Below are 20,808 nucleotides of genomic sequence, written 5' to 3'. Positions count from 1 at the left end.
ATGCGGACACGATCGACGCCACACCGCGGCTAAAGACCGAGGGGGTACGGCCGATACAGCAATCGTGAATCTGCCGAGAACGTCCATGTACTCACGCCTCCTAATCCGTCTGGCCGCCCCGCTCGCCCTGACGCTGCTGTTCCCCATCGCCGCCGGTTTCGATTGGCCGGCCCCGGTCCGTTGGGCCATCCTCACCACGATGACGTTGAGCTGGCTGGGCTTCGCCGCCTGGACAGCCTACAGCCAGAGCCGGCGATCGCCGGAGCAGTCCAAGATCATGCGCGAGCAGGATCAGCTGCTGTCGGAACTGCGCAACTTCGTCGGCAACGAGATCGACGGCTCGCGCAGCGAGATCGAACGGGCCCGCGAACTGATCCGCCAGGCGGTCAGCGGCCTGGGCGGCAGCTTCGAGGCGATGAACCGCAAGTCGCGGCAGCAGAGCGTGGCGCTGGCCCGAATCGTGGACCGCGCCGGCGACGACGGCGGTGCCGGAGTCGACGTGGCGCGCTTCGCCCAGCACGCCAGCCAGCGCATGGAGCAACTGGTCGAGGCGCTGGAACAGGTCAGCGGCCAGAGCAGCGCCACGGTGCACTACATCGACGACATGTCGCAGCACCTGGATGGCATCTTCGCGCTGCTGGAGGACGTCAAGTCGATCGCCGACCAGACCAATCTGCTGGCGTTGAACGCGGCGATCGAAGCGGCGCGTGCCGGCGAGGCGGGCCGCGGCTTCGCGGTGGTGGCCGACGAGGTGCGCAACCTGTCCGAACGCTCGACCACCTTCAACGAGCAGATCCGCAAGCTGGCGCACAGCTCCAAGGACGCCATCGCCAAGGTCCGCGAGACGGTCTCGCACATGGCCTCGCGCGACATGGACCGCTCCCGCGAGGCGCGTGCCGAGGCCGCGTCGATGCTGGACAACGTGGCGGCGATCAACAACTCGCTGGGCGAAGGCATGCGCGAGATCTCCGAGTGCGGCCGCGCCATCGACAGCAGCGTCGCCGAAGCGGTGCGCGCCCTGCAGTTCGAGGACATCGCGACCCAGGCCTTGGGCGGCGTGCATACCCACCTGGACCGCCTGACCGCGATCAACCGCGAGGCCGTGGCCCTGCAGGAACTGCTGCATCGCAACGGCGGCGTGTTCGACAGCGAGCTGGTCGAGGCCCTGCAGCGCGTCGGCAGCCGCCTGCGCGAGATGCGCGTGGAGTGGGAGCGTCCGCCGCACAAGCCGGTGGCGCAGCAGGGCATGGGCGCCGGCACGGTCGAGTTGTTCTGACCGAGGCCGTGTTCCCCGCCGCATCATGAAGCGACCAGTCCCCGGCCCCGGCCGGGGCTTGTCGTATCCGCCCTTCCCCGCCCGGCCGAGTCGATGCCTTTCCAGTCCCAGCCCCGAGTCGAGGCCATGCCCTGCGACGACCCGAACGCCACGCACGAGACCGTGCCCGCCCAGCCGCATTCGGCCGCGGTCGCGGACAGCGGCGCCACGTCCGGCGTGACGCGGCGTCGGCCGGGCAGCGCACTGCGGCAGCTGGAGACGGGGGCGCAGGGCGAGCTGCGGCGCATGCTCGGCGAGCGTGCGCCGCTGCACGGCGGCATCGCCGATCCGGTCTGGGCCGGGCTGGCCTGGGACATGGGCCTGAGCGGGAGCGGCATCGCCGCGGCCGGCACGGCGGCGCCGCTGCCGGGCTACGCGGGGCTTTGCGAGAACGACTGAAACCGGCTGCGCGTTCGCCGCACTCTGGCGCATTGCGACATCGTCACAGCCGCCGAGCTGATGGCTTCTCGATATATCACTAAGCGCGCCAATTTGTAGGAGCGGCTTCAGCCGCGACCGGGCCTTACCAGGAACGCCCCGGTCGCGGCTGAAGCCGCTCCTACAAGGTGCCGTCGTCGTTTGCCAATCGACGCGACGCGCTAGCTGGGGTTCTCCAGCGAGAACAGGTCCGCCTGCTTGTCGTAGGCGAAGTATTCGGCGTAGCGCGCCCAGCTGGTCACCGCCTGCACGGTTTCCGCCGCGTAGTCCTCGGACATGTGGTCTTCCAGTTCGTCGCGGAAGCGCCGCGCGGGGGCGTGGTGGGTCGGGCGTTCGTCGAGCACGCGGCGGATGTGCGCGGCCAGCGGCACGTAGGTCGCCAGGTGCTGGGCGAACAGTTGCTTGCGCGCGTCGGTACCGAGTTCGGCGAAGCGCTGCCCGGCCGGGGTCAGCTGCAGGTCGCCCTGCTCGAACACTGCCAAACGCAGCAACTGCAGGGTCTCGGCGATCGGGAACAGCTCGTCCACTTCCAACTGCAGGCCGGCGGCCAGCGGCGGCAGGTCGGCGCGGCCGTGGTAGGGCTCGGCCGCCACCGCCTCGACCAGGCCGGCCAGCAGGTTGCTCGACACCCGCGGCAGCACCATGGCGATGCCGCTGCCGGGGAACACGCCCTCGCGTATCTGCGGCCGCTGCGGGCTGGCGGTCATGCGCGCGTAGATGTCGTCGACCAGGGCGCGGAACGCCGGCGCCAGTCGGTTGCGCGGCTGCGGCAGGGTCACCTGGATCTCGCCGATCACCCGGCCCGGATTGGCGCCGAAGATCACGATGCGGTCGCACATCAGCACCGCTTCCTCGATGTTGTGGGTGACCATCAGGATCGATTCGATCGGCATGCGCCCTTCCGACCACAGGTCGAGCAGGTCGGTGCGCAGGGTCTCGGCGGTCAGCACGTCCAGCGCCGAGAACGGCTCGTCCATCAGCAGCAGTTTCGGCCGCACCACCAGCGCACGCGCCAGGCCCACGCGCTGGCGCATGCCGCCGGACAGCTCCTTCGGATAGGCGCCCTCGTAGCCGTCCAGGCCGATCAGGTCGATCGCCGCCAGCGCGCGCCGGCGGCGTTCGTCGGAAGGCACGCCGCGCGCCTCCAGGCCGACTTCCACGTTCTGCAGCACGGTCAGCCACGGGAACAGCGCGAAGCTCTGGAACACCATCGCGATGTCGTCGATCGCCTGGGTCGGCGTGGCGTCGCGGAACACGATGCTGCCGGCGCTGGGCTGCAGCAGCCCGGCGATGGCGCGCAGCAAGGTGGACTTGCCCGAGCCGGAGCGCCCGAGCAGGCCGACGATCTGGCCCGAATGCAGGGTCAGGTCCACGTCGTCCAGCACCACCAGCGGCGTCGCCCCGCCCTTGTCGTAGCTCTTGCGCACGCCCTGCACGCGGACCAGCGGCGCGCGCTCGGGCGCGGTTGCGGAAAAGGTCATGGTCGTCTCTCCAGTGGTCGTCAGTCGAAGCGCAGGCGGCGTTCGGCGAAGGCGTACAGGCGCCGCCACACCGCACGATTGAAGAAGGTCACGAACAGCGACATCACCGCCACCCCGAGCAGCACCCGCGCGCCGTCGCCGGCGGCGGTGGCGCGGGCGATGTAGGAGCCGAGCCCGTAGGCCTGCACCTGGGTGTCGCCCCAGTTGGCGAGTTCGGCGACGATGCTGGCGTTCCACGAACCGCCGGAGGCGGTCAACGCGCCGGTGATGTAGTACGGGAAGATGCCCGGCAGGATCACCCGCCGCCACCAGGTCCACGAGCGCAGCTGGTACACCGTGGCCGCCTCGCGCAGGTCGGTGGGGAACGCGCTCGCGCCGGCGATCACGTTGAACAGGATGTACCACTGCGTGCCCAGCACCATCAGCGGCGACAGCCAGATGTTCGGGTTGGCGCCGGTGGCGACGATCGCCAGCACCGCGAACGGGAACAGCACGTTGGCCGGGAACGCGGCCAGGAACTGCGCCAGCGGCTGCACCCGCTGCGCGACCTTCGGGCGCAGTCCGATCCACACGCCGATCGGCACCCACACCACGCTGGCCAGCGCGATCAGCACCACCACCCGCGCCAGCGTGGCCAGGCCGCCGCCGAACGCGTCGGCCAGGTCGTGCAGGCCGAGGTGGCGGCGGCCGTAGTCGAACGCGAACCAGGCCGCGGCCGCGGCCGCGATCGCCAGCGCCGCGCTCCACAGCCGGTCGCCCCAGACGTTGCCGCGGTCGCCCTGCACCGCCGCTGCCGGCGGACGCGCCTGCCGCAGCGTCCAACGCAGCAGCAATGCGCGCTGCCAGACCCAGACCAGCGGCGCGACCGCACGCTTGGCCAGCCGCGTGCGCCGCAACAGGTCGTACAGCCACGACTGCGGCTTGTCCTGCGAGGCGGTGAGTTCGGCGCGGAACTTGTCCGACCAGGCGACGATGGGACGGAACAGCAACTGGTCGTACAGCACGATCAGCACGCCCATCGCCAGCACCGCCCAGCCGACCGCGGCGAAGTCGCGCTGCGCGATCGCCAGCGCCAGGTAGGAGCCGATGCCGGGCAGTTCCAGGGTGTGGTCGCCGACCGTGATCGCCTCGGAGGCGACCACGAAGAACCAGCCGCCGGACATCGACATCATCATGTTCCAGATCAGCGCGGGCGTCGCGTACGGCGCTTCCAGCCGCCAGAAGCGCTGCCACGACGACAGGCCGAAACCGCGCGCGACCTCGTCCAGATCGCGCGGCACGCTGCGCAGCGACTGGTAGAACGAGTACGCCATGTTCCAGGCCTGGCTGGTGAAGATGGCGAAGATCGAGGCCAGCTCGGCGCCGACCTGGCGGCCAGGAAACAGGCCGAGGAAGAAGGTCACGGTGAAGGTCAGAAAGCCCAGCACCGGCACCGACTGCAGGATGTCCAGCGCCGGCACGATCAGCCGCTCGGCGCGGCGGCTCTTGGCCGCCAGCGTCGCCACCACGAAGGTGAACAGCAGCGAGGCGGCCATCGCCGCGAACATGCGCAAGGTGGTGCGCAGGCCGTATTCGGGCAGCTGCCGCAGGTCCAGCGAGACCGCCGCGGTGCCGGGCGGCGGCAGCGGCGCGCGCATGTCGGCGGCGCCGTGCAGCAGCAGCACGCCCAGCGCCAGCAGCAGCGCGAACACCGCCAGGTCGTGGAAATTGGGCAGCACGCCGGGACGTGCGGCGACGGCGCCGGGCGCATTGCGATCGCGGGGAAATAGCACCATGGGACGTTTCCGGCAGGACGGCGCAGCGGATGCGCCGCGGGTGGGGGGAGATGGTGGAACCAGCGTGGGACGGCGACTCAGTCCGGCAAGGCGACATTCAAGCCGAGCGTCAGCCAGTTCTGCGCCGGATCGGCGCTGCGGCGCCCGGCCAGCAGGTCGACGCTCGCCGCGCCGTTGAACGCGTAGCGTGCGCCGGCTTCGGTCAAGGTTGCGGCGCGTTCGCGGTAGCACTCGCCAAGCCAGGTCCAGTTGCCGCCGGCGGCGCGCTCCAGGCCCAGCCCGGCATGCGCGCTGCCGACGCCGCCGCGCGGCTGCGACCAGCCCAGGTTGACGTGCAGCAGCGTGCGCCGCCGCGGGTCCAGGGCGAAGCTCAGCGGCAGGTTGAGCGTGCTCTCGGCATAGCGCGGCGAACGCGCCTGCCAGCTCGATTCCAGCGACAGCGCCGCGCCCCACCTGCCCTGCTCCGGATCGCGCAGCGACTGCTTGACGCCGATCGCGAACGCGGAGGCGGCAGCGCCCAGGCCATGGCTCAAGGTGAGCCCGACTTCGGTCGACGCCCAGGCGCAGGCGGGGGCGGCGGTGAGTTCGCCGGCACCGGCGGCGCGCCACCACGATTCCACTTGGCAGTGGCCGGCGGCAGTGATCGAGGCGTCGTCCACCCACAGACTGGCCCCGGCATGCGCGCGCGCGACCGGCAACGCGCACAGGGCGCACAGCAACAACAACGACGACAGATGCATGGGCGGCTCCGGAATGCGGAAAACGCCAGGGGCGACGCTCGGATGTCCTCGCGGATCGGGCATGCATACTGCGGAAATGCCGCCAGCGCCGGTGCGGCGGTGGCGAACGATCCCGTCCTGAGCGGACGGGACCCATCTGGGACGAACCCAGACCTTGGCGGTCCTGTCAGCTCAACAGCTGCAGTGTCGGTCTAGGGTGACTGTCCAAGGAAGTGGCCTCTGGCCGGGTGCGATCGGCGCGCAGTATAGCCAGCAAATGCGGCACCGCAACACCGCGGCGTGCGCCCGCGCAACGGGCGTTCACTGGCCAGCAAGCACCAGCCGCGGCTGCGTCGCCGGCAGCGTGCTGTGGCGGGCGCGCAACCACGCCGCCAGTTCGCGCGGCGGCAGCGGCCGCGAGTGCAGATAGCCCTGGATCTCGTCGCAGCCCTGCTCGCGCAGCAGGGTTTCTTCCTGCGCCGTTTCCACGCCCTCGGCCACCACCTGCATGCCCAGCGCGTGGCCAAGCTGCACGATCGCCTGGGTGACCTTGGCGGTGCCGCTGTCGTGCAGCATGTCCTGCACGAAGCTGCGGTCGATCTTCAGCCGCTGCACCGGGAAGCGGTTGAGATAGTGCAGATTGGAGAAGCCGGTACCGAAATCGTCCACCGCCAGCAGTACGCCTTCCTGCTCGAATAGTTCGAAGCAGCGACGCAGCGATTCGGTGTCGCGGATCAGCGCCGACTCGGTCAGTTCCAGTTCCAGCCGCTTCGGCGACCAGCCGTTGCGCAGGCACAGTTCGATCACCCGTTCGGCGAAGCCGCGGTCGCGCAGCTGCATCGCCGAGACGTTCACCGAGATGCGGTCGAAGCTCAGCCCCGCCGCGTCCCAGGCCGCGGCCTGGCGGCAGGCCTCGTTGATCACCCAGTCGCCCAGGCGCACGATCTCGCCGCATTCCTCGGCGATGGGAATGAACTCGGCCGGATTGCAGTGGCCATGGCCGGGACGGTGCCAGCGCAGCAGCGCCTCGACCGCCGGCGCGCGCTCCCCGGCCGCGTGCACCAGCGGCTGGTACACCAGCGAGAACTCCTCGCGGTCCAGCGCGCCGTGCAGCGCATGCTCGATCTCCAGGCGCCGCTGCGCGCGCAGCAGCACGTCCTGGCTGTAGTAGTGGCAGGTGTTGCGGCCGGATTCCTTGGCCGCGTACATCGCCGCATCGGCGGCGCGCAGCAGGCTGTCGAAGTCCTGGCGCCCCTCCTCCATCAAGGCGATGCCGATGCTGGCGCCGATCTTGATCACGTTCTCGCCGTTGTGCAGCGGCTCGGCCAGCGCCGCGATCAGCTTGCGCGCCACATGGCCGGCATCGCCCGGTTCGGCCAGATCGCGCAGCACCACCACGAACTCGTCGCCGCTGAAGCGCCCGAACAGGTCGCTGGTGCGCAACTGCTGGTGCATGCGCGTGGCGGCCAGCTTCAGCAGCGCATCGCCGGTGGCGTGACCGAAGGAATCGTTGATGCTCTTGAAGCCGTCCAGGTCCACGAACAGCATCGCCAGCGTGCTGCCGCGCTCCACCGCGTCATGCATCGCCTTCTCGGCCTGCTCGCGCAGCAGCTGCCGGTTCGGCAGCCCGGTCAGCAGGTCGTAGTGGGCCAGCAGTTCGATGCGCTCGCTGGCCTCGCGTTCGCGGGTGATGTCGCGGAACAGCACCACGAAGCGCGGCGGCAGGCCGTCGCGGTCGTCCAGCTCGATCAGCACCTGCACCCACACCCGGTGCCCGGACGGGCGGTGGAAGCACAGGTCCAGCTGCTCCGGCAGCCCGCCGTGGGCGATGCGCACCAGCGCCGCTTCGAACGCGTCGCGCGAGTCCTGGGTGTACAGCGCCAGCGCATGGTCCAGGTCGATGTTTTCCTTGCGCAGGCCGTGGATGCGGTAGCACTCCTCGGTCCACTGCATGCGCCGGGTGCCGACCTCGATCTCGCAGCCGCCGATCTTGCCCAGCGCCGAGACGCGATTGAGCAGTTCGGTGCGCCAGCGGATCAGCGCATCGGTCTGGCGCTGTTCGGTGATGTTCTGCACCTGGCCGAGCACGCGCTGGATGCGGCCGTCGGCTTCCGGCTGCGGCTGCGCCCAGACCCGCAGGTGCAGCGGCGCTTCGCTGCCGCGTATCAGTTCGACCTCGAAGTTGGCCTGCTTGCCGTCGCGCTGCATGCGCCGCCAGATGGCGATCACCTGCGCGGCCGACTCGCGGCTGAGCAGGCGCAGCCAGCCGCGGCCGCTCGGCACCTGATCCTCGGCCAGCCCGGTCACGCTCAGGAACTCGCGCGACCACCAGATCCGGTTCTGCAGCGGGTCCCACGACCAGCTGCCCATGCGGGTCATGCGCTGCGCCTCGCGCAGCAGGGTCTGCTGGTCGCGCAGGCGCTGTTCGAGCAGCTTCTGCTCGTGGATGTCGGTATGCGTGCCGACCATGCGCAGCGGGCTGCCGTCGGCGGTGCGCGCGACGATGCGGCCGCGGTCGAGGATCCAGCGCCACTGACCGTCCTGCTGGCGCAGCCTGAATTCGCAGACGTAGGTCGCCGTGCGGCCTTCGAAATGGGCGCGGATCGCCTCGCGCAGGCGCGTCTGGTCCTCGCTGTGGACCAGCGGCAGCAGCGTGTTGAGCCCATAGTCCGGCGCGTCGCCGGTATAGCCGAGCATCTGCTTCCAGCGCTCGGAACGGAAGATCGTGTCGCTGGGGATGTCCCAGTCCCACAGGCCGTGTTCGGCGCTGTCCAGGGCGATTTCCCAGCGCGTGGCGCCGTTGCCGTCGACCGGCTCGGGCACGCTCAGGGTGTAGGCCAGCAACGCGCCAGCATCGTCGCGGACCGCGCGCAGCCAGCCGTCCAGGCGCCGCCCGGCGGTGCCGGGCAAGGCACAGGCGAGCATGCCCTCGCCATCGAGCAGGCGCTCGCGCACGTCGCGCATCAGCTCGGCATACGCCTCCACGGTGCGCGGCAGCTCCAGCGCCTGCGCGGCCCGGTTCGCGGCCAGCGGCCGCCCTTCGGCGTCCAACAGGACCACAGCCGAGGTGAGCGGATGCTGCAGCAAGCTTGCGATGACGCCTTGATCCACGCCGAAGTGCTCCGTTTTTCTACCGCGCTGAGGCCGGCGGACGAAGGAGATAACGGCACCTGGCGCCATTAGTTGAGCGCGAGGGGGGCCGGATGCCGCTGCGCCGGCCTGACGGGCCGGCCCGCCGGTGGGCCGCGGCGAGCGCTTGCCGCTAAGATGGCAGTGGACGAATACCGCCGCACCAGGCTGTCGGGGCATGCAACCACAACTCGATCTCCCCCCGCCCCACCCGTCCTCGGACATGCGCCTGGCGCAACGGCTGGACCGCGGCATCTGGCGGACCGCGCTGCTGTACCTGCTGCTGGGCCTGGCCTGGTCGCTGGGCAGCGACCTGCTGCTGGCCCGATTCGTGAACGACCCGCGGACCCTGGCCCTGCTGAACCTGCTCAACGATGCGGTGTTCCTGTTGCTGACCGCAATCGCCCTGTACTTGCTGCTGCGCCCGCTGGTGCGCGGGGCGTTGCAGGTGCACGCGCGGCTGGCGCTGTCCGAGGCCGGCTACCGGCAAATGTTCCAGGCCAATCCCAGCCCGATGCTGGTCTACGACCTGGAAACCCTGCGGATCGCCGACGTCAATCCGGCGGCAGTCGCCTTCTTCGGCTGGGCGCACGACCAATTCATCGGCATGGAACTGGAGCGGCTGTGGCCGGCGGACGCGGCCGCGCGCATGCGCGAGGTGATCCAGGCCATCCGCGACACGCCATCCAAGGTCTGCGTGGTGGCCGAGCCGCTGCGCCTGCGCGATGGCAGCCAGCGCATGGTCGAGTCGCGCAGCACCGGCCTGGACTACCGCGGCCGCGACGCGCGGCTGGTGGTGATCAGCGACCGCAGCGCCGAGCACCAGGCGCAGCAGCGCCGCGACCAGGCCCTGCAGCGGCTGGAAGAGGCGCAGGCGATCGCCCGCCTCGGCTCCTGGGAGCTGGATCCGGGCAGCGGCCTGGGCCGCTATTCGGACCAGGTCTACAGGATGCTCGGCCGGCGCGTGCCGGAGCAGGCGCGCGAGCATCGCCTGGAAGAACTGCTGGTCCCGGCCGACCTGGCCTCGCAGGCGCGCATCCAGCGCATGCTCGAGGACCTGTGCGGTCCCGCGCCGGTGCAACTGGACATGCTGCTGCCGGTGCTGGCTGCCGACGGCCAGGCGCGGATGCTGCACCTGCGCGCCGAAACCGCCTGCGACGACGCCGGCACGGCCTGTGTGCGCGGCACCCTGCAGGACGTGACCGAGCACGAGCGTTCGCGGCGCCTGCTGCACGAACGCGAGGAACAGTTCCGCGAACTGGTGCGGGTGCTGCCCGACGGGGTGGCGATCCTGCACCAGGAACACGTGCTGTACGCCAACGCGGCCTGCGCCGGGCAGTTCGGCCACGAGGGCGAGAACCTGCTCGGCGAACCGTTGCAGGGGCTGGTCCACGCCAGCGACCTGCAACAGGTGCGCGAGCAGATGCGCGATGCCGGCGACAGGGGCGAGCGCGGCGCCGCGGCGCGCATGCGCCGCCGCGACGGCTCGCTGTTCCACGCAGGGCTGTCGTTCGGCAACGTGCGCTACAGCGGCCGCGACTGCAAGCTGCTGATCGTGCGCGACCTGAGCGAGCCCGAGCGCATGCGCGACGCGCTGGCGCTGAGCAACCGCGAGCTGCAGGCGATGGCGCGGCGGCTGTTCTCGCTGCAGGAGGACGAACGCCGCGCGATCTCGCGCGACCTGCACGACGACATCGGCCAGGCGATCACCGCGATGAAGCTGTCCGCGCACGCGGCGCTGGACGAGGCCGACGCCGAGCGCCGCCGCGAGGACCTCAACGAGATCGTGCAGTTGGCCGACAGCAGCATCACCAAGCTGCGCAACCTGTCCACCCTGCTGCGCCCGCCGCAGCTGGACGCGCTCGGCCTGGAAGCGGCGTTGCGCTGGCAGGCCGGAATGCTGTTCCGCGCCTCGCCGGTACGCCTGCAGCTGGACATCGCCACCCTGCCCGCGCGGCCCAGCGGCGAGGTCGAGCAGGCCTGCTTCCGCATCGCCCAGGAAAGCCTGACCAACGTGCTGCGGCATGCCTGCGCCGGCGAAGTGCGCATGGCGCTGAGCGACGAGCAGCACCGGCAGCTGCGCCTGGAGGTGGTCGACGACGGCGACGGCTTCGATCCGGCCGGGCCACGCGGGCTGGGCCTGATCGTGATGCGCGAGCGCGCGCAGAGCGCAGGCGGTACCCTGCAGATCGATACCGCGCCCGGCGCCGGCACGCGGGTGACGCTGTGCCTGCCCTACACCACGGCGGCGACGCCGACGCACCCACCTGGACCCTGACACGAATGTGGAATCCCGCTGTCCCCGTGCCGCCTGACGACGAACTGCCGTCGCGCCTGGGCGCCGGCCATCCGGCGCTGACCGGCATGATCGCCGAGGCGCTGGCCGGCGGCCCGGGCGTGATGCTGCTGCACATCGATATCGACCACTTTGCCTCGATCAACGAGAACATGAGCGCGGAAGTGGGCGACCACGCGCTGGCGCTGCTGGCGCACCGGCTGCAGGCGCACCTGCGCGGGCGCGGGCTGCTGTGGCGCCACGGCAGCGACGAGCTGGTCATGGCGGTGCCGCGCACCGCCGACGTGCCGCCGCCGGAGGCCTTCGCCGAGGAGATCCGGCAGCAGATCGAACTGCCGCTGTCGGTGCTGCCGTACACCTTGTTCATGACCGGCAAGATCGGCGTGAGCCTGTGCCCGGAACACTCCACGCGGCTGTCCACGCTGCTCGACTATGCCGAGGACGCGGTCTACCAGGCCGCGCGCGAAGGCGGCAACATGGTGCGCCTGTACGCGGCCGACGGCCCGCCCAGCGCGCACAGCGAGAGCATCATCTCGCGGCAGATCGTCGATGCGATCCCCAACGGCGAGCTGCGCCTGCGCTACCAGCCGATGGTCAGCGCCCGCGACGGCCGCGTAGTCGGCATGGAATCGCTGCTGCGCTGGCAGTCGCCGACGCTGGGCATCCTGGTGCCGGAGCGCTTCATGCGCACCGCCGAGCGGCTGGGCGTGATCGTGCAGATCGGCACCTGGGTGATGGAAGGCGCGCTGCGCCAGGCGCGGCTGTGGCGCGATCAGGGCTTCGACGACTTCACCATCGCGGTCAACGTCTCCACCCTGCAGCTGCTGCGCCCGACCTTCTTCAACGAAGTGATGTCGGCGCTGCAGGCGGCCGGGGTGCCGCCGCAGATGATGGTGCTGGAGATCAACGAGAGCGCGCTGACTAACAACGTCAACTTCGTCCACGAGACCCTGGCCAACCTGTGCCGCGAAGGCATCAGCCTGAGCCTGGACAACTTCGGCACCGGCGACTCCAGCCTCAGCGCGCTGGTGCGCTATCCGGTGGACAAGCTGAAGATCGACCGCAGCTTCATCAAGAGCGCGCCGGCCGGCAACCGCGAGGCGGCGATCGCCCGCGCCATCATCGCCATGGGCCACCAGTTGGGCATGGTGGTGATCGCCAACGGCGTGGAGTCGCAGGCGCAGCTGGGCTTCCTGCGCCGCAACGACTGCGACATCTTCCAGGGCTACCTGTTCGGCGAGCCGATGTCGGCCGAGGCCGCGGGCATGGCGTTGCGGCGCCGCTACCTGCGCCCGGAATCGTTCACCGAGACCCGCCCGGACCGCACCCTGCTGCTGCTCGACGACGAGGAGAACGTGCTGCGCTCGCTGGTGCGCCTGTTCCGCCGCGACGGCTACCGGATCCTGGCCGCCGGCAACGTGCGCGACGCCTTCGACCTGCTGGCCACCAACGACGTGCAGGTGATCCTGTCCGACCAGCGCATGTCCGACATGAGCGGCACCGAGTTCCTGGGCCGGGTCAAGATGCTCTACCCGGACACCATCCGCCTGGTGCTGTCCGGCTACACCGACCTGGCCACCGTCACCGACGCGATCAACCGCGGCGCGATCTACCGCTTCCTGACCAAGCCCTGGAACGACGACGAACTACGCGAACACATCCGCCAGGCGTTCCGCACGCATGACGAGCAGCGGCGGGATGCTGGGCCCTGACGGGCCGGGATTGGGGATTCGGGATTAGGTATTGGCAAAAGCAGTGATTCCGGCTTTTCCTCGACACGCACGGACTGGAACAGCAAGCGCAAAACCGCTCTTGCGAATCCCCAATCCCGAATCCCAAATCCCGGCAACTACTTCGGCTGCCGTACCGGAATCACGATCCTGAAGCTTGAGCCTTCGCCGACGGTGCTGGTCACGTCGATGCGGCCGTGGTGCTTGTTGATGATGCCGTAGGAGATCGACAGGCCCAGGCCGGTGCCGCTGCCGACCGGCTTGGTGGTGAAGAACGGGTCGAAGATGCGCTGCAGCAGGTCCGCCGGGATCCCGGCACCGGAGTCCTTGAACTCGATCCACACGTCCTCGCCGTCCTGGCCGGTGCTGACCACGATGGTGCCGCGCTCGCCGATCGCCTGGCCGGCGTTGAGCAGCAGGTTCATGTACACCTGGTTGAGCTCGGACGGCAGGCACTCGACCAGCGGCAGGTTGCCGTAGTGGCGGTCCAGCGTGACCTTGTACTTGAGCTCGTTCCAGATGATGTTGATCGTGGATTCGAGTCCGGAATGCAGGTCCACCAGCTTCCACGATTCCTCGCGGCCGGAGTACGAGAAATCCTTGAGGTCGCGCACGATGCGCGTCACCCGCTCGATGCCCTCGCGCGACTCGGCCATCAGCTGCGGCAGGTCGCGGCTGATGAAGTCGATGTCGAAGCGGTTGCGGATGTCGTCGATCTCCGGGATCAGCGCCTTCGGGTCCGGCGCGCGCAGGGCGCGTTCGTAGGCCTCGATCAGGGTGAACAGGCTGCGCAGGTATTCCTGCAGGCTGCCCAGGTTGGAGTGCACGTAGCCGATCGGGTTGTTGATCTCGTGCGCGACGCCGGCGGCGAGCTGACCGATGGAGGCCATCTTCTCCGACTGCAGCAGCTTTTCCTGCGCGCCGTTGAGGCGAAGATAAGCCTGGCGCAGTTCGGCGTGGCGCTGCTGCAATTCCTGTTCGTAGTCCTGCTGGCCTTCGATGCCCTGGATCAGCGCCAGGTAATGGCCGTCGTCGCCATCGCCATGGAAATACAGGTGCGCCAGCACCACGTGCTCCTCGGTCGGCAGGCTGCCGCTCCAGCGGCCGCTGCTGCGCGCCTGCGAGCGCGCGTCGTCGGGCAGCCACTGCGCCAAGCGTTCGCCCAGCGCACGGTCGTCGACGGTGTCGGCATTGCACAGGTGGCCGCGCGCGGCGCGGTTGGCCAGCAGCAGGCGGCCATCGGCGCGGAACAGCACCAGTCCTTCGTCGATCAGCTCGCTGAGCGCGAGCAGGCTTGTGCGCGAAGGCAATGGCACCGCAGCGGTGTAATCGGGATCGGCGAGATTCACGACAGGCAACGGGTAACGAGCGGACGCTCAATATACGCCGATGCCCTGGTCAGGTGCGACGCCGGCCAAAGCCGGCACGCGATGCTCAGGCGATCGCCAGGTGCCGGCTGGTCCGCAGGCTGCTGGACTGGCCGTTGGCATCGTAGGACGAGGCGCTCTCGCTGCGGCCCAGGTGACGCAGCGCCCAGTTCACTTCGCGCCGCCGCCGCGACAGCAGCGCGCCGTTGGCGCGGTTGGCGTCGGCCAGTTCGCGCAGCCGCGACTCGGCCTCGGCACCGGCCGGCACGTCGGCCTCCAGTGCGCGCAGCGCGGCCAGCTTGTCGCTGGTCGCCCGCATCAGTTCCTCCACGTTGTGATCCAACAAGGCCTGCCGTTCGCCGGCGAGCGCGTCGCTGAGCTGTTGCAAGGGGTTGGTCACGGAGGTGTTCATGCGCTGAGCTGCTGGTCCAGGTCGAGCATACGGCTGGCGATGGCGTCGGGATTGATCTTGTAGCTGCCGTTCTGCAACGCGGCGCGCACCGACTCGACGCGGCTGTTGTCCACCGCCGGCGCGGTCGACAGCTCGCGCTGCAAGGTCTGCAGGCCGGACGCCTCGCCGGTCAGGCGCAGGCTGTCGGCAGCGGCCGTGGCATCCACCGGGCGTGCCTGTCCGTCCTCGGACGCGCCGGAGGCGGCCTTGGTGTTGACGGAGGTGGTGCGGAGCGCCGCCTGGCTGGGCAGGCTCCCCTCGATTTTCTGGCTCATGGCGGAAATCCTGTTACGGGTTCGGTGTAGGTAACGGCGTTACCCCACGGAACTTTAGGCCGGATCTCAGCGCGTCACTAAAACGTCGCCATTTTGTGACACAGTTCCCTGAACGACGCGGCGTGACGACAGGTTCTCGACGGTCACCCGCTCGTTTTCGCCACCGTCGCTGAGCGCGCGGCCCGCCATCCGCACTTCCAGCGCCCCGCTGCGCGCCACCAGCGCCACATTGTCGCCGCGCCGCACCAGCCGCTGCGCGACCAGATCGCTGGCCGACAGCAGCGTACCGGCCGGCAGCGTGCGCCGCACCACCCGGCCGATCGCCACCGCCGGATCGGTCATGGCCGCACCGACGATCCGCGCCACGTCGCGCTTCTCCGACACCATATCGGCGGCCCCGACGGTCTCTCCAGCGGCCAGGCCGCGGCTCAGGACCAGCACGTCCTGCAGGCGCCGCACCTTGACCGGCACGAACAGGCGCCAGCCGGCCTCGCGCGGGCAGCTCACCTCCACCGTGGTGGTGCCGGTGGGCTGCGCCTGCAACGGCACCGGGCACAGCGGCACCCGCACCGACGGATCCAGCGTCGCCTCGGCCGTGGCGTCGGGCCCGAGCGTGGACAGCGCCGCGGCGCGGATCGAGTCGACCGGTTGGAATTCCGCGGCCCAGGCCGGCAGCGCCGCCAGCAGGACCACTAACAGGATCAGGCGCATGGCCATCTCTCAAAATGGATGATTCGCCAAACCTCATGCAAAGCCCGTGCCGCGATAGACGTATCGGCGCTCCGGCGGCTGTCGATGCGATGAACTTGACACGCTGCCGGCAGCCGGGCCGAGCGCCGTGGCGCGGGCTAGCTGCCTGGCCCGCAGACGCCTGCGCGGCGGAGCGGCGCCCCGAGCACTGCGCTTGGGCAGGCACGGCAGCATCGTCACCGACTGCTTCGAACACACCTTCCCTATACGATCCCGCCCCCGGCACGCGCCCAGGCACAGCGGGGCCATCGCCATCGCGTCGACAGCTCCTGAGGAGTTAGGCCTCAAGTTCCGCCGCGAATGCGCCGATATGAACGCCATGTCTCATGACCTGCTCAACCGAATCGACCAGCGCACCCGCTTGGCGGGCCACAACCGGCTTGCCCTGCTGCTGTTCCGGCTGGGCGGTCGTCAGCTTTTTGGCGTGAACGTCTTCAAGGTGCAGGAAGTGCTGCGCCGTCCGGATCTGTTCCAGGTGCCAGGGCTGCCACTGCAATTCTCCGGCGTCGCCGACGTCCGCGGCCGTTCGGTGCCGGTGCTCGACCTGGGCCTGGCGATCGGCCACCCGGAGCGCGAGACGCAGGCCGACAAGGCGCCCGGCTACCTGGTGGTCACCGAGTTCAATCGCTCGGTCCAGGGCTTCCTGGTCAGCGGCGTGGAGCGCATCGTCAACATCGCGGTGGAGGACATCCATCCGCCGCCGGAACTGGGCGCCGAATCCAGCTACCTGACCGCGGTGACCCGCTTCCAGGGCGAGCTGATCCAGGTCATCGACGTGGAAAGCGTGCTCGCCGACATCGCCCAGACCCGGGTCGAGGCGCAGATCGACCCGTCGCTGGCGCTCACCGGCTCGCAGCTGCAGGTGCTGGTGGTGGACGACTCGCGCGTGGCCCGGCAGCAGATCCGCAGCGTGCTCGACCAGCTCGGGGTCGGCGCGACCCTGCTGTCCGACGGCCGCCAGGCCCTGGACCATCTCTTGCAGATCCACGCCGGCGGCGAGAATCCGGCCGACCGCTACGCCATGGTGATCTCCGACATCGAGATGCCGGCGATGGACGGCTACACGCTGACGACGGAAATCCGGCGCCACCCCGGCCTGGCCGGCCTGTACGTGCTGCTGCACACCTCGCTGTCGGGCGTGTTCAACAACGCCATGGTCGAGCGCGTCGGCGCCAACGCCTTCGTCGCCAAGTACAGCCCGCACGAGCTGGCCGACTACGTGCTGGCGCGGTTGCGGGTGGTCGCCGCGGCCCAGGCCGCCTAGTTCTCCGCGGCCCCGGCGCGACGCCGGGAGCCTGCCTGGGGCGCCGCAGCAGCGCCGCCCCGGCCCCTGTGGCATGCCGGAAAGCGGGTGATCCCACCCCGCCCGGCGCGTTGGTCCCCGGTTTTGGCACAGGCCTTGCCTGTTCTCCTGCAACGAACCGCGGGAGCGCGCCATGTCCAATCTGATTTCATCCTACCTGGGTGTCCACGGCGACGCTCTGCCGCTGCGCGAGCAACGGATGAAGCTGATCGCCAGCAACCTCAGCAACGTCGACACCCCTGGCTACAAGGCCCAGGACCTGGACTTCGACGCGGCCATGCGCGCCGCGCAGGGCCAGCGCGACGGCAGCCAGATGGCGGTCACCGACAGCCGCCACCTCGCCGTCGGCGGCGCCACCGGCCTCAATCCGTTCCAGCTCACCCGCCAGGCCAGCCAGCCCAGCCTCGACGGCAACACCGTCGATGCGGACGCCGAGCGCGCCGCCTACGGCCGCGCCGCGCTGGAATACCGCGCCTCGCTGAGCTTCGTCGAATCCAAGGTGCGCAGCATGCTCACCGCGATCACAGGCCAATAAGCATGAGCAATCTGCCGATCTTCGATGTCGCCGGCTCCGCGCTGCAGGCGCAGTCGGTGCGACTGAGCACCATCGCCAGCAACCTGGCCAACGCCGACTCGGTGGCCGGCTCGGCCGAGGCCGCCTACAAGCCGATCGAACCGATCTTCCAGGCGGTGCGCAACCCGCACGACAGCAGCCTGACCTCGGTCAACGTTAAGGAAATCGCCCAGAGCAAGGACCCGCCGCTCAAGCGCTACGAGCCCGGCCACCCGCTCGCCGATGCCGACGGCTACATCTACTCGCCGGACGTGGATCCGGTGGCGCAGATGGTCAACCTGATCTCCGCCTCGCGCAATTACCAGGCAGGCGTGGAAATCCTCAACACCGCCAAGGAACTGGCGCTGTCCACCTTGACCATGGGCCGCTAAGCGCCCCTCCCTCCCGCCGCTTCCCGGCCTAGGACGTACTGATGAGCACCGTTTCCAGCGACATCTATTCCAGCCTCGGGCTGACCGGCTCCAGCACCAGCAACACCGCCTCCAAGTCGGCGTCGCTGAACCAGGCCGACTTCCTGAAGCTGATGACCGAGCAGTTGCAGCACCAGGACCCGCTCAAGCCGATGGACAACAGCCAGATGGTCTCGCAGATGGCGCAGCTGTCCACCGTGCAGGGCATCGGCGACCTCAACAAGACCGTGACCGCGCTGTCCGATTCGATGAGCACCGACCAGATCCTGCGCGGCGCCCAGCTGGTCGGGCACAAGGTGCTGGTGCCGTCGGCGACGATGCCGCTGGGCGCCGAGGGCGGCGTCAACGGCGTGATCGCCGCGCCCGGCGCGGGCATCGTCAACCTCACCGTCAGCGACGCCAACGGCAACGCGATCAAGCAGATCAGCGTCAACGCCAGCAAGGCCGGCGAGGTCAATTTCAGCTGGGACGGCACCGATACCAACGGCATCCGCCAGGTCGCCGGCAAGTACAGCGTCACCGCCACGCATACCGACAGCAGCGGCACCAACAGCACGCTGTCGACCTACATCCAGGCCCCGGTCGAGAGCGCCACCATCGGCTCCGACGGCATCTACCTCGACCTGACCGGGCTGGGCACCGCCCCGCTCGCCAACGTGCTCCGCGTCAGCTGAGCCGGCCAATCCACAGGAGTCCATCATGGGTTTCAACACTTCGCTGTCCGGCATCAAAGCGGCCAATTCCGACCTCAACGTCACCGCCAACAACATCGCCAACGTCAACACCACCGGCTTCAAGGAATCGCGCGCCGAGTTCGCCGACCTGTTCTCCGCCACCGGCTACGGCATCGCGCGCAACGCGATCGGCGCCGGCGTGCGGGTCAGCAACGTCGCCCAGCAGTTCTCGCAGGGCAACGTCGACCCGACCGGGCGCAACCTGGACCTGGCGATCTCCGGCGACGGCTTCTTCACCATGACCAGCAACGGCGCCAAGGTCTATTCGCGCGCCGGCAACTTCCAGACCGACGCCGACGGCTACGTGGTCAACCCGCAGGGCGCCAAGCTGCAGGTGTTCCCGCCGGCGGCCAACGGCAACGGCTTCGCGGTCGGCACGCTGACCGACCTGCAGCTGCTGACCACCGACAGCTCGCCCAAGCAGAGCGAAATGGTGAACCTGATGTTCACCCTGCCCGGCAACGCCAACGTGCCGACCGTGGCCACCTTCGCCCCGACCGACGCCAACAGCTACAACCACTCCACCGGCGGCATCACCGTCTACGATTCGCTGGGCGTCAGCCACACCCAGACCTCGTATTTCGTCAAGACCGCCACCGCCAACCAGTGGCAGGTGCACAACTACGTCGACGGCGTCGCGGTCGGCACGCCGAGCACGCTGCAGTTCGACGGCAACGGCAAGCTCACCACGCCCGCCGACGGCCGCATCGCGCTGAGCACGTTCACCCCGAGCACCGGCGCCGGCACCCTCAACCTGACCCTGGACGTGAGCGGCTCGACCCAGTACGGCGAAGCCTTCGCCCTGCGCGACGCGCGCCAGGACGGCTACGCCAGCGGCAAGCTCAACTCGATCAGCATCGACGCCACCGGCGTGGTCTACGCGCGCTACTCCAACAACGCCGACAAGGCGCTGGGCCAGGTCGCGATGACCAACTTCGTCAACCCGCAGGGGCTGAGCTCCCTCGGCGACAACGTGTGGGCGGAAAGCTCGGCCTCGGGCAATGCGCGCACCGGCGCGCCGTCGACCTCGGACTTCGGCGACATCCAGTCCGGCGCGCTCGAAGCCTCGACCGTGGACCTCACCGAACAGCTGGTCAACATGATCGTCGCGCAGCGCAACTTCCAGGCCAACTCGCAGATGATCTCCACCCAGGATCAGGTCACGCAGACCATCATCAATATCCGCTGATGACCGCCGGGAATCGGGAACAGGGAATCGGGAATCGTAAACGCGGTTCCCGGCGCCGAATTTCCGCTTTCCTCCATTCCCGATTCTCCATTCCCGGTTCCCGTCCATGGACAAAGCACTCTACGTCGCCATGACCGGCGCCCGCGCTTCGCTGCAGGCGCAGGGCACGGTCTCGCACAATCTGGCCAATGTCGACACCGCCGGTTTCAAGGCCGCGCTGGCCAATACCGAGGCGTTCCGCATCCAGGGCGCCGGCTATCCGTCGCGGATCGATGCGCTGCACGTCGACCAGGGCTTCAACCGCGACGTCGGCGCGCAGCAGGTGACCGGCAATGCGCTGGACGTCTCGCTCAGCGCCGACAACTGGCTGGCCGTGCAGGCCAGCGATGGCAAGGAGGCGTATACGCGCGGCGGCGAACTGGCGTTGACCGCGAACGGCCAGCTGGTCACCTCCAGCGGCCGCGCGGTGCTGGACGACCAGGGCAATCCGATGGCGATCCCGCCGCACCAGGCGCTGGAGATCGGCGGCGACGGCACCGTGTCGATCGTGCCGCTGGGCGAAGGTCCGCAGGCGATGACCGTGGTCGGCAAGATGAAGGTGGTGCAGGCGCCGGCCGAACGCCTGGAACGCCGCCCCGACGGGCTGATGCGCAACATCAGCGACGATCCGACCCAGGCGTTCGCCCTGTCCGCCGGCAGCCCGGTCCACACCGGCGCGCTGGAAGGCAGCAATGTCGACGCCGCCGGCGCGCTGGTGCAGATGATCCAGCTGCAGCGCCAGTTCGAGATGCAGGTGAAGGTGATCAAGCACGGCGACGAGAACGCGCAGTCGGCCAACACCATGCTGCGCCTGAACGGCTAAGCCCGCAGCC

Annotated in this window: 18 protein-coding genes; 10 read left to right on the top strand and 8 right to left on the bottom strand. The window is 69.4% G+C overall.

Annotated elements, in window-relative coordinates; translation table 11 throughout:
* Positions 1 to 85 precede the first annotated feature (85 nt).
* Complete coding sequence (locus VDQ83_RS02605; protein WP_263398291.1) at positions 86 to 1,276, top strand: methyl-accepting chemotaxis protein; 1,191 nt, start codon at positions 86 to 88, stop codon at positions 1,274 to 1,276.
* Positions 1,277 to 1,402: 126 nt separating this feature from the next.
* On the top strand, positions 1,403 to 1,714 hold the full coding sequence (locus VDQ83_RS02600; protein WP_455433739.1) for a hypothetical protein: 312 nt from the start codon (positions 1,403 to 1,405) through the stop codon (positions 1,712 to 1,714).
* Positions 1,715 to 1,914: 200 nt separating this feature from the next.
* On the opposite strand, the gene VDQ83_RS02595 is transcribed toward VDQ83_RS02600, so the two are convergent.
* The 4 genes from VDQ83_RS02595 to VDQ83_RS02580 all read right to left on the bottom strand — a co-directional run bounded on the left by VDQ83_RS02595 (position 1,915) and on the right by VDQ83_RS02580 (position 8,839).
* A complete protein-coding gene (locus tag VDQ83_RS02595) occupies positions 1,915 to 3,234 on the bottom strand; it encodes an ABC transporter ATP-binding protein (protein ID WP_455433738.1) in 1,320 nt (439 codons plus the stop codon).
* A gap of 20 nt (positions 3,235 to 3,254) precedes the next feature.
* Positions 3,255 to 5,009, bottom strand: a complete 1,755-nt coding sequence (locus VDQ83_RS02590; RefSeq protein ID WP_455433737.1) for an ABC transporter permease — start codon at positions 5,007 to 5,009, stop codon at positions 3,255 to 3,257.
* A gap of 77 nt (positions 5,010 to 5,086) precedes the next feature.
* Positions 5,087 to 5,749, bottom strand: a complete 663-nt coding sequence (locus VDQ83_RS02585; RefSeq protein ID WP_263398287.1) for a hypothetical protein — start codon at positions 5,747 to 5,749, stop codon at positions 5,087 to 5,089.
* A gap of 300 nt (positions 5,750 to 6,049) precedes the next feature.
* Positions 6,050 to 8,839, bottom strand: coding sequence for a sensor domain-containing protein (locus tag VDQ83_RS02580; RefSeq protein WP_263398286.1), 2,790 nt, complete (start codon positions 8,837 to 8,839; stop codon positions 6,050 to 6,052).
* A 196-nt stretch (positions 8,840 to 9,035) separates the two neighbouring features.
* Between VDQ83_RS02580 and VDQ83_RS02575 the strand changes: the two genes are divergently transcribed.
* Entirely contained in the window at positions 9,036 to 11,135 is a 2,100-nt protein-coding gene (locus VDQ83_RS02575; RefSeq protein WP_455433736.1) for a PAS domain S-box protein, read from the top strand.
* 5 nt (positions 11,136 to 11,140) lie between these two features.
* Positions 11,141 to 12,865, top strand: a complete 1,725-nt coding sequence (locus VDQ83_RS02570; protein ID WP_309915825.1) for an EAL domain-containing protein — start codon at positions 11,141 to 11,143, stop codon at positions 12,863 to 12,865.
* A gap of 137 nt (positions 12,866 to 13,002) precedes the next feature.
* Here the strand turns inward: VDQ83_RS02570 and VDQ83_RS02565 are convergent, their stop codons facing one another.
* The 4 genes from VDQ83_RS02565 to flgA all read right to left on the bottom strand — a co-directional run bounded on the left by VDQ83_RS02565 (position 13,003) and on the right by flgA (position 15,687).
* Positions 13,003 to 14,232, bottom strand: coding sequence for an ATP-binding protein (locus VDQ83_RS02565; protein WP_455433735.1), 1,230 nt, complete (start codon positions 14,230 to 14,232; stop codon positions 13,003 to 13,005).
* An 85-nt stretch (positions 14,233 to 14,317) separates the two neighbouring features.
* A complete protein-coding gene (locus VDQ83_RS02560) occupies positions 14,318 to 14,662 on the bottom strand; it encodes a flagellar protein FlgN (RefSeq protein WP_263398283.1) in 345 nt (114 codons plus the stop codon).
* Positions 14,659 to 14,976, bottom strand: coding sequence for a flagellar biosynthesis anti-sigma factor FlgM (gene flgM / locus VDQ83_RS02555; protein ID WP_309915821.1), 318 nt, complete (start codon positions 14,974 to 14,976; stop codon positions 14,659 to 14,661). The genes VDQ83_RS02560 and flgM overlap by 4 nt, the downstream gene beginning before the upstream one ends.
* A 66-nt stretch (positions 14,977 to 15,042) precedes the next feature.
* A complete protein-coding gene (gene flgA / locus VDQ83_RS02550; RefSeq protein WP_309915818.1) occupies positions 15,043 to 15,687 on the bottom strand; it encodes a flagellar basal body P-ring formation chaperone FlgA in 645 nt (214 codons plus the stop codon).
* Between the two features lie 358 nt (positions 15,688 to 16,045).
* Between flgA and VDQ83_RS02545 the strand changes: the two genes are divergently transcribed.
* The 6 genes from VDQ83_RS02545 (at position 16,046) to VDQ83_RS02520 (ending at position 20,798) form a co-directional block, all read left to right on the top strand.
* A complete protein-coding gene (locus VDQ83_RS02545; RefSeq protein WP_263398280.1) occupies positions 16,046 to 16,990 on the top strand; it encodes a chemotaxis protein in 945 nt (314 codons plus the stop codon).
* A 172-nt stretch (positions 16,991 to 17,162) separates the two neighbouring features.
* Positions 17,163 to 17,564: a flagellar basal body rod protein FlgB gene (gene flgB, locus VDQ83_RS02540; RefSeq protein WP_263398279.1), complete on the top strand. Its 402-nt coding sequence runs from the start codon at positions 17,163 to 17,165 to the stop codon at positions 17,562 to 17,564.
* A gap of 2 nt (positions 17,565 to 17,566) precedes the next feature.
* Positions 17,567 to 17,974, top strand: coding sequence for a flagellar basal body rod protein FlgC (flgC, locus tag VDQ83_RS02535; protein WP_263398278.1), 408 nt, complete (start codon positions 17,567 to 17,569; stop codon positions 17,972 to 17,974).
* Positions 17,975 to 18,015: 41 nt separating this feature from the next.
* Positions 18,016 to 18,687, top strand: coding sequence for a flagellar hook capping FlgD N-terminal domain-containing protein (locus tag VDQ83_RS02530; protein WP_455433734.1), 672 nt, complete (start codon positions 18,016 to 18,018; stop codon positions 18,685 to 18,687).
* Between the two features lie 25 nt (positions 18,688 to 18,712).
* Entirely contained in the window at positions 18,713 to 19,936 is a 1,224-nt protein-coding gene (gene flgE, locus VDQ83_RS02525; protein ID WP_263398276.1) for a flagellar hook protein FlgE, read from the top strand.
* A 106-nt stretch (positions 19,937 to 20,042) separates the two neighbouring features.
* Entirely contained in the window at positions 20,043 to 20,798 is a 756-nt protein-coding gene (locus tag VDQ83_RS02520; RefSeq protein WP_263398275.1) for a flagellar basal body rod protein FlgF, read from the top strand.
* Positions 20,799 to 20,808: the final 10 nt, after the last annotated feature.

The sequence above is a fragment of the Xanthomonas sp. WHRI 7945 genome, assembly GCF_035026585.1.
The sequence above is the reverse complement of the archived record's forward strand: the minus strand, read 5'-3'. Positions and strand labels throughout refer to the sequence as shown.